Origin of the sequence: Hydrogenophaga luteola (genome assembly GCF_042648585.1) — a bacterium.
Lineage (GTDB): Bacteria > Pseudomonadota > Gammaproteobacteria > Burkholderiales > Burkholderiaceae_C > Hydrogenophaga > Hydrogenophaga luteola.
This window is the reverse complement of the sequence record NZ_JBHRXX010000002.1, coordinates 420987-434696: the sequence shown is the minus strand read 5'-3', so window position 1 is coordinate 434696 and position 13710 is coordinate 420987. Positions and strand designations below refer to the sequence as shown.

Here is a 13710-nt window from a genome sequence, read left to right as displayed (position 1 = left end):
GAAGACGCCAAGGCAGGCCCGGCGCCCCCCGTCACGATCCGTCGCACCCGCGGAACGGACGCGTCCCGCGGGGAGGGGTCAGAGGCTGCCGGTGTACTCGCCCCGCGCCGGGTAGTCCTTGGCGATGGCGAAGTCGATGGCGCCCAGCAGGTCCTGAAACGCGGGACGCGCAAACGGCATGGTCTGGGTCGACCCGTAGTACAGCGTGCCGTCGGGGCGGACGATGAAGACCCCGGGCTCGCTGAAGAGCTCGGGCTCATCGATGCCGATCGAGGTCTTGCCGCGCGAGGTGCTGATGTACAGGCCCCACTGGCGCGCGCTGCGCAGCGACAAGCTGTGACCGAAACGCAGTGCCTTGGCCTGGACCTTCTCGGCCATCGCGCGCGCCCGCTCCTCGCCATCGCTGCTGAGCGCCAGCACCTGAACACCGCGCTGGTGGAACTCGGGCACCAGGCGTTCAAGCTCCATCAGGTACTTGGCGCAGATCGGGCAATGCAGGCCGCGGTAGAACACGATCAGATCGAAACGTTCGCCCGGCTGGGCGCCGAGCACAAAGCGTTCTCCGCCCAGGAGGGGCACGTTCAGCGCCGGGACGGGCCAGCGGGGCATCAGGGTCGAGGGGGTCATGCCGTTCCTTCGGTTGGGGTTTGCACCGGCAAGCGGTGATGGGGTGACAACAGTCTCCAGTACCATCGGCAAATCAAAGTACACATTTGTTTGCTGTTCGTTCATAAACATGGCTGCGCCACCCGCCCGTCTCGACCGCCTTTCCGCCTTGCTCGAGGGCCTGGCCCCCACCGTGCTGCTCGACCCCGGCACCGCCGACGCGGACGGCGCAGCGGCGGCACCCACCCCCGAAGACCTGCGCCTCTACCTGCTGACCCGGGATGGCATGCGGCTGCGACTGGCCGGCAGGACATTGCCTGTCCACGCGCCGGCCATGGTGGTCATGCGCGCCAGCGCCCCGCACCGCCTCGAAGGCAAGCGCCTGGGCGGTCAGGGCCACCTCATCCGCGCGCGCGTCCGGCTCGCCGGCCCGGTGGCCGACCTGTTCCTGGAGGAGTTTGCCGAGCCCCGCGTGCTGAGCCTGGCGAACGACGAGCCGGCCCTGCGGCTGGCGGTGACGCTGATCGAGACGGAACTGGGTGCGCCGCGCTGCGGACAGCCGGCCCTGCTCCACCGCGCCGGCGACATCCTGTTCATCGGCCTCTTGCGCCATCTGGTGGCCCACCCCGGCCCCGGCGCCACCGGCCTGTTCAGCGGGCTCGCCGACCCGAGGATCGCCCGCGCGCTGGTGGCCATGCACCAGCGCCCGCAGGCCGACTGGTCACTGGAGCGGCTGGCGGGCGAAGCGGGCATGTCCCGCACGGCCTTCGCCAGCACCTTCCGCGAGGTGATGCGACGCACGCCCGGCCGCTACCTCTCGGCCATCCGGCTGGCGCTGGCGCGGCGTGCCGTCGATTCGGGCAAAGGGCTCAAGGAAGCGGCCCGCGTGGCCGGCTACGGGAATGTTTCCGCCCTGTCCCGCGCCCTGTCCCGGGCGCGGGCGGGCAGCGACAACGCCGACCCCGTGCCCGACGGGTTGTCGGCCGTTCAGGCGGTCTGAGTGCCGGGACCGAGCGCAGCCACCAGGTGGTCGATCAGCGCGCGCACCTTGGGCGCGGTGTGGCGCGAAGCGGCGAACAGCAGGTAAGCCGTGCCCTGGTAACGGGTGTCGAAGGTCCAGTCGGCCAGCAGGCGCACCACACGGCCGGCGGCCACGGCCTCGCGCGCGCCGAAGTCCGGCATGCAGCCAATGCCCAGCCCGGCCTCCACCGCGGCCAGCCGCATCTCGCTGTGGTTGACGGTGTAGCGGCCGGACACCGCCACCTCCACGGCTTCATCACCCCGCACGAAGCGCCAGCGCCCGTCGCGCTCCTGCTCGCCCAGGGCAATGCAGCTGTGCGCCATCAGGTCGTCGGGCGTGTGCACCGGCGGGTGCGCCGCCTGGTAGGCCGGGCTGGCGACCACCCACTGCTGCACCGGACACAGTGCGCGCGCCACCATGCCCGGCGGCGGGTCGTCGGTCAGGCGCACCACCAGGTCCACACCTTCGCGCAGCGCGTCCACCGGCCGGTCCTGCACCAGGAAGTGCACGTCCACCTCGGGGTAGCGCTGCAGGAAGTCCAGCACCGGCTGGTGCAGCACCTGGCGCGCGAAGGCCTTGGGCGCGCTGAGGCGCACGCGCCCGCGCGGCACGCCCACATGGCCTTCGGCCACTTCCAGCGTGGCGCGCGCGGCGGCCACCATGGCGCGGCCGTGTTCCAGCACGGCCAGGCCGGCGTCGGTCAGGCGCAGCTGGCGCGTGGTCCGCTGCAGCAGGGCCAGGCCCAGGGCTTTTTCCAGCCGCGCCACCTGTCGGCTGATGGCCGAGGGCGTGACGCCCTGCGCCCGAGCGGCGGCCGAGAAGCTGCCCGCCTCCGCCACGCGAACGAAGGCCACCAGCTCCTGCATCACATCCAGAAAATCATTGCTTCCCACGGCGCACAACTCCTGTTCCAGCGGCCAGTCTAGTCGGCGCGGGGCCGGCCCCGAACAATCGCCGCATGTCCTCTTCCCTTGCGCTTCCCGCTTCGTTCCCCCGCACGCTCCGCGTCGAATGGCTGCTGCTCCTGGTGGCCGCCATCTGGGGCGGCAGCTACAGCGCCGCCAAGGTCGCCACCGAACAGGTGCCGGTGCTGCAGTTCCTCTTCCTGCGCTTCGGCCTGACCTTCGTGCTGCTGCTGCCCGCGCTGCGCGGGCTGGCCGTGCCCCACTGGCGCGCCGCGCTGGCCGGCACCAGCTTGCTGGGCGCCAACCTGCTGGCCATCTACCTGTGCGAGACCTTCGGCGTGTCGCTAACCACCGCGTCGAACGCGGCCTTCCTGATCAGCCTGTGCGTGGCCTTCACGCCGCTGTGCGAATGGTGGTTGCTGGGCCAGAAGCCCACCGGCACGGTGCTGGCCGCGGCGGCGCTGTCGCTGGCGGGCGCGGGCTTGCTGGCGTTCCAGCACGGCGGCGGTGGGGCCGGCTGGTCCTGGGGCGACACGCTCATGGTGGCCGCGGCCTTTCTGCGTGGCGTCATGGTCTGCCTCACGCGCCGCATGGGCCAGCGCCACGGCCTGCCGGCGCTGACCACCACCGCGGTGCAGATGGGCGTGATGGCGCTGGGCACGGCCGTTCTGATGGCGGTGGCGCCCGGCCCGGGCTGGGTGCCGCTGCCCACGGGCGCCAGCTTCTGGGGCGCCATGGCCTTCCTCGTGCTGCTGTGCACGGTGCTGGCCTTCTTCGTGCAGAACCACGCGGTGGCGCGCACCAGCCCTTCGCGCGTGGCCCTGCTCATGGGCAGCGAGCCGCTGTGGGGAGCGCTGATCGCGGTGCTCTGGCTGGGCGAGCAGCTGACCTGGATGGGCTGGCTCGGCGGCTTGCTGATCGTGGCCTCGGCCGCCTGGGTGACGCGCCCGCGCGCTTGACCCCGGCCGGGCGCGGCGGCCGGCCCGCTGCCAGAATGGCCGCACCGTGCCCGCCCGCGCCAATGCCCCCCACCGCCCCGACGCCGCCGCCTGGATGGCCGCGCGCGGCTGGTCGCCCTTCCCCTTTCAGCGCGAGGTCTGGGACGCGATGGCGCGCGGCGAAAGCGGCCTGCTGCACGCCACCACGGGCGCCGGCAAGACCTACGCCGTGTGGCTGGGTGCGCTGCAGGCGCTGGCCGATGCGGACGCCAAGCGCACACCGCCGCTCACGGTGGTCTGGCTCACGCCCATGCGCGCGCTGGCCGCCGACACGCTGCGGGCATTGCAAGCGCCACTGCCCGACCTGGCGCCCGCCTGGACCGCCGGCGCACGCAGCGGCGACACGTCGAGCAGCGAACGCGCCAGGCAGGCCGAGCGCCTGCCCACCGTGTTGGTGACCACGCCTGAGAGCCTGAGCCTGCTGATCGCGCGAGCCGACGCGCAGGAGCAACTGGGCCGCACCGCGCTGGTGGTGGTGGACGAGTGGCACGAACTGATGGGCAACAAGCGCGGCGTGCAGGCGCAACTGGCCATCGCGCGGCTGCGGCGCTGGAACCCGGCGCTGCGCATCTGGGGCATGTCGGCCACGCTGGGCAACCTCGACGAAGCCATGCACACCCTGCTCGGCCGGCAGGCCGCAGCGGCCGGCCGCATGGTGCGCGGCCAGACCCCCAAGCAACTGACGGTGGACACCCTGCTGCCGCCGCGCGTGGACCGTTTCCCCTGGGGCGGCCACCTGGGCCTGGCCATGCTGCCGTCGGTGGTGAGCGAGATCGAGGGCAGCGGCAGCACCCTGGTATTCACCAACACGCGCTCTCAGGCCGAGATCTGGTACCAGGCGCTGCTGGACTCCAAGCCTGAGTGGGCCGGCCTGATCGCGCTGCACCACGGCTCGCTGGACCGCTCGGTGCGCGAGTGGGTGGAGGCCGGGCTCAAGGCGGGCGAACTGCGCGCCGTGGTCTGCACCAGCAGCCTGGACCTGGGCGTGGATTTCCTGCCGGTGGAGCGCGTGCTGCAGATCGGGTCGCCCAAGGGCATTGCGCGGCTGCTGCAGCGCGCGGGCCGCTCGGGCCACGCGCCGGGCCGGCCCTCGCGCGTGAGCATCGTGCCCACGCACAGCCTGGAGCTGGTCGAAGGCGCGGCCGCCCGCGCCGCTGTCTACGCCGGGCAGATCGAGGCGCGCGAGACGCCGCGCCAGCCGCTGGACGTGCTGGTGCAGCACCTGGTGACCGTCGCCCTCGGCGGCGGCTTCCAGCCCGACGCGCTGCTGGCCGAAATCCGCAGCACCGCCGCCTACGCCGAGCTGCCCGACGAGCACTGGCGCTGGTGCCTGGACTTCGTCTCGCAAGGCGGGCCGTCGCTCGCGGCCTACCCGGACTACCACCGCGTGGTGGCGGACGAACACGGCGTCTGGCGCGTGCCCGACGCACGGCTGGCGCGACGCCACCGCATGAACATCGGCACCATCGTCAGCGACGCCAGCATGGCGGTGCAGTACGTCGGCGGCAGCAAGATCGGGAACGTCGAAGAGAGCTTTGCCGCGCGTCTGAAACCCGGCGACTGCTTTCTGTTCGCGGGCCGGCTGCTGGAGCTGGTGCGCATTCACGACATGACGGCCTGGGTCAAGCGGGCCACCGGCCGCAAGCCCGCAGTGCCGCGCTGGAACGGCGGCAAGATGCCGCTCTCGACCACGCTGGCCGACGCCGTGGTGGCGCAGCTGGCGCGGGTGCAGGCCAGCGACTTTGACGACCCCGAGCTGCAGGCCGCACGGCCCCTGCTCGAACTGCAAGCGCAGTGGTCCGCCCTGCCTTCGCCCGACACCTTGCTCGCCGAGGTCATGCACTCGCGCGAGGGCACGCACCTCTTCCTCTACCCCTTCGCCGGCCGGCACGCGCACCTGGGCCTGGCCAGCCTGATCGCCTGGCGCGTGGCGCAGCACGCGCCCAACACCTTCTCCATCGCCGTCAACGACTACGGCTTCGAGCTGTTGAGCGCCACCGCCATCGACTGGCCATCGCTGCTGCCCGCCCTGTTGAAGGAACAGACCGACGACGAGGCCTTGCTGAGCGAGATCCTGCAGAGCCTGAACGCCAGCGAACTCGCGCAGCGGCGCTTTCGCGAGATCGCGCGCGTCTCGGGTCTGATTTTTCAGGGCCACCCGGGCGAGAAGCGCAGCAGCCGGCAGCTGCAGGCCTCCAGCAGCCTGTTCTGGGAGGTGTTTCGCAAGTACGACCCTGGCAACCGCCTGCTGCAACAGGCCGAGGCCGAGCTGCTGGCGCAGGAGCTGGAGATCGGCCGCCTGCGCGAAGCGCTGCGCCGCATGGCGCGGCAGTCGCTGGTGCTGAAGGATCTGGCGCGGCCCACACCCTTTGCCTTCCCGCTGATGGTCGAACGCCTGCGCGAAAAGCTGAGCAACGAAAGCGTGGCCGACCGCATCGCGCGCATGCTGGCGCAGCTGGAGAAGGCTGCAGGCGGCCACGCCGACAGCGACCCGGAACAGGTGCGCGGCTCGCTGGCCTTTGGGCGCGAGGGCGCGCCGGACAAGCCCCCCGCGGCGGCGAAGCGGGCACGGCGGCCACACCGCCCCCGAAGACCGCTTTAGGCTGCAGACTCCAGGCCCAGCCGCCACAATCCGTCGCTTCACCTTCCACACCACGCGACCATGACCCTCATCGTCCACCACCTGAACAACTCCCGCTCGCAGCGCCTGCTGTGGATGCTCGAAGAGCTGGAACTGCCCTACGAGATCCGCTTCTACGAGCGCGACAAGGCGACCATGCTCGCGCCGCCCGAACTGAAGAAGGTGCACCCGCTGGGCAAGTCGCCGGTGCTGGAAGACGGCAAGCTCAAGCTGGTGGAGACCGGCGCCATCTGCGAATACCTGGTCGACAAGACCGGCAAGCTCGGCCCCGCCAACCAGGGCGACGGGCTGCTGCAGTACCGCCAGTTCATGCACTACGCCGAAGGCTCGCTCATGCCCAACCTGCTGCTGATGCTGGCCATGAGCAAGGTGCCGCTGATCGGCGGGATCGCGGTGAAGAAGGTGCAGCCCATGGTGGACGTGCACCTGGACTATGTGGAGCAGGTGCTGGCCTCGCGCCCCTGGTTCGCCGGCAAGCAGATGACCGCGGCCGACATCATGATGAGCTTCCCGCTCGAAGCCGCCGTCTCGCGCGCCGGCCTCGGCCCCTCGCGCCCGGCCACCATGGCCTGGCTCAAGAAGATCCACGCCCGCCCGGCCTACCAAACGGCTCTGAAAAAAGGTGGCACCTACGACTACGCCTGACGGGCACGCCACTGTCCATTGGGCCGGCGAGGCGCTGCACCTGCTGCCCGCGCACGCGCTGTGGTGGCCGGCGGGCCAGGCGCTGTTCATCGCCGACCTGCACCTGGGCAAGGCCGCGAGCTACCGCGCGCTGGGCCAGCCCGTGCCCGGCGGCACCACGCGCGACAACCTCGCGCGGCTGAGCGATCTCATCGCGGTGCACCACCCCGAACGGCTGGTGTTCCTCGGCGACTTCCTGCACGCGGCCACCGGCCGCACGCCCCCGGTGCTCAAGGCCCTGCACGACTGGCGCGAACGCCACCGCAGCGTGGCGATGACCCTGGTGCGCGGTAACCACGACGACCGCGCGGGCGACCCGCCGCCCGAGGCGCGCATCGAGGTGGTGGACGAGCCCTGGCTGCTCGGCCCCTTCGCCTGCTGCCACCACCCACAAACCCACCCCACCCACTTCGTGCTCGCCGGCCACCTGCACCCGGTCTGCCAGCTCAGCGGCCCCGCGCGCGACGCGCTGCGCCTGCCCTGCTTCGTGAGCGAACCGGGCCAGGCCGTGCTGCCGGCGTTTGGCGCGTTCACCGGTGGGCATGCCCTGCCGGCTGCGCCGGGCAGGTGCTTTCATGCGATTGGCGGGCAGCGGGTGTGGGCTGTGCCGGGGCGTTGACGGTTTTCCCGCCGCGAAGTTGGGCACGTGCAGGCTGCTTGTTGGGTGTGCCTTCAGCCGCTATCGGCAAGCAACCACCATCCGAAAGCATGGGCTGCACGCTGTTCCCAACGACTCCTATCCGCCAGAGCGAATGGCTCTTCGCGACCCACCGCGGTCGTACAAGGACCCAAAGGGAAGTGGTCACTGGTTGGATGTGGATGCCGGGTTTCGTGCTTTACTTGTACCTGGATAGAAATCAGGCCTCCGCCTCCAACCCATTGACGCGATTGAGTTTTCTGGAGGTTGAAGTGACCAGAATATCCCGCACCGTCCAATTTGTCCCGCAGGTTCTGCGGGATGCATTACGTTAGGTCTTACGAGCATGGCACGAGAGTTCTATAAGCGTTTGCGCGACTACTATCAGAAGGTTGCGTAGGTTCTACGCGGTGATGCTGAGGCGGCGTCTATATTCCCGAATACCAGCGACATTGGCACTTCACGGGAACGAATTTACGCGGATTTCCTTCGTCAGCACGCCCCATCCAAATGCAATGTCTTCCTTGGTGGATTTCTCTTTCACGACGACGGCACCGAATCGAAGCAACTCGACGTGATTGTGACTACAGACACGGCACCCCGTTTTGACTTTCATAATGCGGACGGCGGTGGAAAATCGTTCTCTCCGGTTGAAGGGACACTCGGTGTTGCATCTATTAAATCAACACTGGACAAGAATCAGCTTTTCGACGCATTGGGCGGTATCGCGTCAATTCCACCTATGAAGAGCCTCGATGGGCGCGTCTCGTTCACAATCCAAATACCCAACTATGACGACTGGCCCTACAAGATAATTTATGCAAGTAGCGGACTTGAGGGCCACACAATTCTCCAACACGTCGACACATACTACAAAGAGAACTCCGACATCCCTATGAGCCGGCGGCCTCATCTGATACACGTTGCCGGAAAATATGCAATTTTTCGCGTCATCAAAGGAATGAAATTAGAATCAACCACTGGTGGCCCAGACGAGAAACCAGAAGTAGGTTCTTTTTGTCTCATCACTCGCGACCCCGACCTGCAAGCAATTGTTTGGGCACTGCATGGCCTCCAGCAAAACGCTGCGGCATCCACCGAAATCCTTTATTTATATGGGGACATCATTAACAACGTGCATAAAGCGGCCTAACAATCCGTTGCACACGGAGCAGCGGGTCACGCGGTATTGAAATCGAAATTCGTTCGCCGCGGCTTTGTGGACGATACCGTTGAATGGCAGCTTTCCCGCTTGTCCACCGACTGCTACTGGCCGGCAGTTGCAGTCCGTGGACAGTGCCGATTCCTGGCTTTGGTTGGCGAGAGCTCCTTCAGTGAAGGACATGTTCCCGGCACTGCCGCGTGCTCAAGCTCCCGGCCAGAAGCGGTCGTCATCAGTCCGACCTAGAACATCTCAAATGAAAGTGTCTTTTCGGCTCTTCCTCATCGTCTTGCTCGCACCAGCGTTGGTACACCTGACTGCGGTTCTCTTGGCTCCAATGTTGGTGTTCACCGCGTGGTTCAGCTACCCAATCAGCGTACTCGTCGCTGGAATTGCCGTTCCTTTGCTTCACGCGTTTTTGGTACGTCGCCCAAGAAGCGTGGCACAGCAGTTTGCACTTGCAGCCCCCATGGGCGCGGCGCTCGGGGCGGGCGTGTACGAAGTGCTGTTTTGGGGAGCCGAGTGGTCAGGAAGCATGGCCGCTGGGTACGCGGCATTCGGAGTTTTGAACAGCGTCCTATGCTGGCTGCTATACAACTGGGGGCCTCTGAGTGTTTCGGGTGAGGCTTGTTTTGTGCGTAGTCCTACGCCCCGATAAGGCCGCCGAACGGTACGTCCAACCGGCCGCTATTGGCCCGAATTGGACTTCCCGACTACGTGATCTGGCCAGGCAGTGTCGAATCGTTCGAGAACAGTTCCGGTCGCAAAATACCCACCATCCCAGAGCTCAAAGCTCACGCCTGGCCTGATGGCTGCTGAGAAAATTTCAGGTGTCACTACGACGCAGTCGACTCTAGCCGTATCACCGGGATGGAATGTCGAAGGCTCTTTTACCCACATTCCGATGGTGTTCAACCCGTCTACGCCGTTCATGGACATCGGCACGCGACGATGTAAGTCTTCACCGAACATAAACCAACGCCTGCGGTCCGGCGCCGCGTGCTCATTGAAGTGGAACCGTAGTTCCGCAGTGAACTGTGGGTTGGGTTTCATTTCAAATGAATATCCGCATGTGGCCGGTAGTATGAGTACGAGGCCGCTTCAGGAAGCTGACTCCCGGAGCGATGGCTCTACAAGTCAATGTCCACTGTCCGTGTTTTCCAGGGGAACCCGGTCCTGGCCCTTAGGAACTTGTCCGTTCTTCAGATCGGCCAGATTTCAACCTTTGGGAGATCACCCGTCAGGACACTCACACAGCCATTTTGGCTTGCCACGAAGTACTCCGAGAGACCTTTGACTTCGCTCCGAATAAAGCCAGGCCGAGAGGCTTCCAAGTCAAACCAACCGTTCTCTTCTATTCGGAAGAGCCAGCCTTGGGCCGCTGCACACGCAGGCCAAAACTCAAGTAGATCGCCTTCGTCCAGAAATCTGAAGCCTATGATTTCACTGAACCTAACGACTGCGACCTTCCTATCTCCACCCGACATAAGCGTTATGGCTAGTTCGCCCCATTCGAGATGAACACTCATGATGTCTGTTCCAGATTGAAATACCCATGGGGTTTCAATTGACGTGGCGATAACGCGTTGCATTCGAACTCCTTCCCGCTCCGAGGATCTGGCGTGTCTCGCGACTGCGTAGCGCAGCGCTCGTATTGACCAGCAGCCTATGTAATGTATTCCGCAGAACCTGGCCGTCCATCCACAGGCTGAGTCCCCGGTGACCTGCCATCCTCTCCAGCCTCCAGCGGCAGTCTTGCCCGAAATCGCCCCGGCATGCACAGCCTTGAACTTTGCCCCGCCCAGCCCCTCACACCGCCCATGCCCCACAGCCACCCCCACCTGATCGAGGCCCATGGCCTGTCCATGCAATACACCATCGGCACCCGCCAGGTGCAGGTGCTGCGCGATGTGAGCCTGCGCGTCGCGGCGGGCACGAGCGTGGCCATTGCCGGGCCTTCGGGGTCGGGCAAGACCTCGCTGCTGCTCCTTCTGTCGGGTCTGGAGCGGCCCGGCGCGGGGCGCATCCGCATCGACGGCACCGACCTGGGCAGCCTGAGCAGCGACGGCCTGGCCGACCTGCGGCGCGAGCGGGTGGGCATCATCTTTCAGAGCTTTCACCTGCTGCCCAGCCTGAGCGCGCTGGACAACGCCGCCCTGCCGCTGCAGATGGCGGGGGCCAGCGGCGCGCGCGAGGCGGCGGCGGAGATGCTGCAGCGGGTGGGCCTGGGGGACCGGCTGCACCACCGGCCATCGCAACTCTCGGGTGGCGAGCAGCAGCGCGTGGCGATTGCGCGGGCGCTGGTTCACCGCCCGCGCCTGCTGCTGGCCGACGAGCCCACCGGCAACCTGGACGACCAGACGGCCGAATCGGTGCGCGAGCTGATCTTCAGCCTCAACCGCGAGCTGGGCACGACCCTGGTGCTGGTGACGCACGACCTGGATTTCGCCGCCCGCTGCGACCGCGTGCTGCGCCTGCACGACGGTCAGCTGCATGAAACGCTGGAGGGGCGCGAAGCACCGACCACCCGCCAGCCGGAGGCGAGCGATGCCCTTTCTGCTTGACCTGGCCTGGCGCGACCTGCGCGCCAGCGGCCGGCGCCTGTGGATCTTTGTCGCCTGTCTGGTGCTGGGCGTGTCGCTGGTGGCCGCGGGCGGCGGCCTGTACCGCCAGGTGGCCGACGCGCTGCGCCACGACGCGCGGCTGATCTTTGGCGGCGACGTGGAGGTCGAATCGCCCCAGCCGCTGCCGGCCGATGCGCTGGCCTGGATGCAGGCGCGCGGCACCGTCTCGCGCGTGATCGAGCTGCGCACCATGCTGCGTCTGGAGAGCGGCCGCGCGCAGCTGATCGAGCTGCTGAGCGCCGACGCCGCCTACCCGCTGTATGGCGCGGTGGCGCTGCAGCCGGCGGGCACGCTGGCCGACACCCTGGCGCAACGGGACGGCCAGTGGGGCGCGGCGGTCGATGCCGCGCTGGCCACGCGCCTGGGCCTGAAGCCCGGTGACCGCATCGAGGTCGGTGACCTGACATTGACGGTGCGCGCGCTCACCATTCGCCAGCCCGACCGCAGCCTGCGCGCCGACTGGGGCGCGGCGCCGGTGCTGGTGGCCGAGGGCGCGCTCATGGCCACCGGCCTGGTGCAGCCGCTCAGCCGCGTCGAATACCAGTACCGCGTGCGCACCACCGAGCCGGCCAACGCGTGGCGCGACCAATTCATCGCCGCCTTCCCCACGCTGGACGCCGAGACGCGCAGCTTCGACGAGCGCAGCGACCGCATGGCCGAGGTGCTGGGCCAGATCGGCTCGGGCCTGCTGCTGATCGGTTTCTCGGCGCTGTTCATCGGCGGCTTGGGCGTGTTCAACAGCGTGCAGGCCTACCTGCAGGGCAAGCTGACCAGCCTCGCCACGCTGCGCGCGCTGGGTCTGCGCGACGGCCGGCTGGCTGCGTTTGTGTTGCTGCAGATCGGGCTGCTGGCGGTGCTGGCGAGCGCGGCGGGCGCGCTGCTGGGCATGGGCCTGGCGCTGGCCGGCGCGCAGCTGGCGGCCGACAAGCTGCCGGTGACGCTGCTGCTGCACAGCCTGTGGCCGCCCGCGCTGCTGGCGCTGGTGTTCGGGGTGTTGACGGCGCTGGCGTTTTCGCTGCCGGCGCTGGGGCGGGCCTTGTCGGTCAGCCCGGCCGCGCTGTTTCGCGGCGTGGAGGGGCAGGCGCTGCACACGCCGCGCCGCGCACGCTGGCTCACCGCCGCCGTGGCCGGCGCCACGCTGGCGCTGTTGGTGGCCACCCTGCCGGACCCGCGTTTTGGCCTCGCCTTCGTGCTGACCACGGCCGCGCTGCTGGGCGTGCTCGACCTCGCCACACGCGGCGTGCGCCGCGTGGCCGCGCGCCTGCAGCACCACCGGGCGCTGCCCTTGCCGCTGCAACTGGCGCTGGCCGGACTGCAGCAGCCGCATTCGCCGCTGCGCACCGCCCTGCTCTCGCTGGGCTCGGCGCTGACGCTGCTGGTGGCCTGCACCCTGGTGGTGGCCACGCTGCTGCGCACGGTGAATCAGACCGTGCCCGAGCAGGCACCGGCCCTGGTGTTCTTCGACGTGCAGACCGACCAGCTCCCGCTGCTGCGCGAGACGTTGCAGGCCTCACCCGGTCTGGAAGCGGTGAAGACCGCGCCGCTGGTGCTGGGCCGGCTGGTGGCTGTGAACGGCGAGGCGCTGCGCGAAAGTGGCGATGGCGAACGCGCCCGCGAATCGCACGACGAACACAAGCTGAGCGACCGCAGCGGCAACTTCGACGACGTGGTGATCGACCGTGGCGCGTGGTGGCCAGAAGACCACCGGGGCGAACCGCTGGTGGCGATGGAAGACAACGAAGCCGACGGGCTGGGCCTGCAGGTGGGCGACCGGCTGCGCTTCGAGATCATGGGCCAGCCGGTGGAGGCGACGCTAAGTGCCATCTACAGCCAGCGGCGCATGCAGTCGCGCCTGTGGCTCGAAGCCATCTTCAGCGACGGCGTGCTGGACCCCTTCATCACCCGCCACGTGGGCGCGGCCTGGATGCCGACCGACCAGACGCTGGACGCTCAGGACCGGCTCGCGGCGGCGGCGCCCAACATCGCCACCGCGCGCACCGAGTCCATGTTGCGCGAGACCCGCGCGCTCATGGGCCGCGCCACCGGCGGGCTGGCGGTGGTGGCGGGCGTGTGCCTGGCCGCGAGCCTGCTGGTGCTGGCCAGCGTGGTGGCCGCCAGCCGCAGCCGCCAGCTCTACGACTCCACGGTGATGCACGCGCTGGGCGCGCGGCATTCGCTGCTGCGGCGCGTGCTGGTGTGGGAATACGTGCTGCTGGCCGCCGTGACCGCCGGCTTCGCCCTGCTGGCCGGCAGCGCGCTGGCCACCGCGCTGCTGCAGTGGCGGCTGGACATGAGCCCGGCCGGCCTGTACTGGAGCGGGCTGCTGACCGCGGCGGGTGTGAGCGCGATGAGCTTGGGGCTGGGCGCGCGCTACCTGCTGGCGCAGATGCGCCTGAACCCCGCCATGCTGCTGCGCAGCGGGGGTTGAGAGG

General features: G+C 68.3%; 11 protein-coding genes. 8 read left to right on the top strand and 3 right to left on the bottom strand.

What is annotated here, in order from left to right; genetic code table 11:
- Positions 1-78 precede the first annotated feature (78 nt).
- Positions 79-627: a peroxiredoxin-like family protein gene (locus ACFOPI_RS05855; RefSeq protein ID WP_382172033.1), complete on the bottom strand. Its 549-nt coding sequence runs from the start codon at positions 625-627 to the stop codon at positions 79-81.
- 109 nt (positions 628-736) lie between these two features.
- On the opposite strand from ACFOPI_RS05855, the gene ACFOPI_RS05850 reads away from it, so the two are divergent.
- Positions 737-1606 (top strand): AraC family transcriptional regulator, encoded by an 870-nt coding sequence (locus ACFOPI_RS05850; RefSeq protein WP_382172030.1) that lies wholly within the window; start codon positions 737-739, stop codon positions 1604-1606.
- Here ACFOPI_RS05850 and ACFOPI_RS05845 read toward each other — a convergent pair.
- Complete coding sequence (locus tag ACFOPI_RS05845) at positions 1594-2520, bottom strand: LysR family transcriptional regulator (RefSeq protein ID WP_382172027.1); 927 nt, start codon at positions 2518-2520, stop codon at positions 1594-1596. The genes ACFOPI_RS05850 and ACFOPI_RS05845 overlap by 13 nt on opposite strands.
- A gap of 65 nt (positions 2521-2585) precedes the next feature.
- Here ACFOPI_RS05845 and ACFOPI_RS05840 point away from each other — a divergent pair, with 65 nt between their 5' ends.
- From ACFOPI_RS05840 to ACFOPI_RS05820, 5 genes are all read left to right on the top strand, one after another.
- Positions 2586-3491: a DMT family transporter gene (locus tag ACFOPI_RS05840; protein WP_382172024.1), complete on the top strand. Its 906-nt coding sequence runs from the start codon at positions 2586-2588 to the stop codon at positions 3489-3491.
- Between the two features lie 94 nt (positions 3492-3585).
- Entirely contained in the window at positions 3586-6132 is a 2547-nt protein-coding gene (locus ACFOPI_RS05835) for a ligase-associated DNA damage response DEXH box helicase (RefSeq protein WP_382173065.1), read from the top strand.
- Between the two features lie 60 nt (positions 6133-6192).
- Positions 6193-6816, top strand: a complete 624-nt coding sequence (locus ACFOPI_RS05830; RefSeq protein WP_382172021.1) for a glutathione S-transferase family protein — start codon at positions 6193-6195, stop codon at positions 6814-6816.
- Complete coding sequence (gene pdeM / locus ACFOPI_RS05825) at positions 6794-7474, top strand: ligase-associated DNA damage response endonuclease PdeM (RefSeq protein WP_382172018.1); 681 nt, start codon at positions 6794-6796, stop codon at positions 7472-7474. The genes ACFOPI_RS05830 and pdeM overlap by 23 nt, the downstream gene beginning before the upstream one ends.
- A gap of 448 nt (positions 7475-7922) precedes the next feature.
- Positions 7923-8645, top strand: coding sequence for a DUF6602 domain-containing protein (locus ACFOPI_RS05820; RefSeq protein WP_382173064.1), 723 nt, complete (start codon positions 7923-7925; stop codon positions 8643-8645).
- Between the two features lie 1211 nt (positions 8646-9856).
- Here the strand turns inward: ACFOPI_RS05820 and ACFOPI_RS05815 are convergent.
- On the bottom strand, positions 9857-10246 hold the full coding sequence (locus tag ACFOPI_RS05815; RefSeq protein ID WP_382172015.1) for a hypothetical protein: 390 nt from the start codon (positions 10244-10246) through the stop codon (positions 9857-9859).
- A gap of 228 nt (positions 10247-10474) precedes the next feature.
- Here ACFOPI_RS05815 and ACFOPI_RS05810 point away from each other — a divergent pair, with 228 nt between their 5' ends.
- A complete protein-coding gene (locus ACFOPI_RS05810) occupies positions 10475-11218 on the top strand; it encodes an ABC transporter ATP-binding protein (RefSeq protein ID WP_382172012.1) in 744 nt (247 codons plus the stop codon).
- Entirely contained in the window at positions 11202-13706 is a 2505-nt protein-coding gene (locus ACFOPI_RS05805) for an ABC transporter permease (protein ID WP_382172010.1), read from the top strand. The genes ACFOPI_RS05810 and ACFOPI_RS05805 overlap by 17 nt, the downstream gene beginning before the upstream one ends.
- Positions 13707-13710 lie beyond the last annotated feature (4 nt).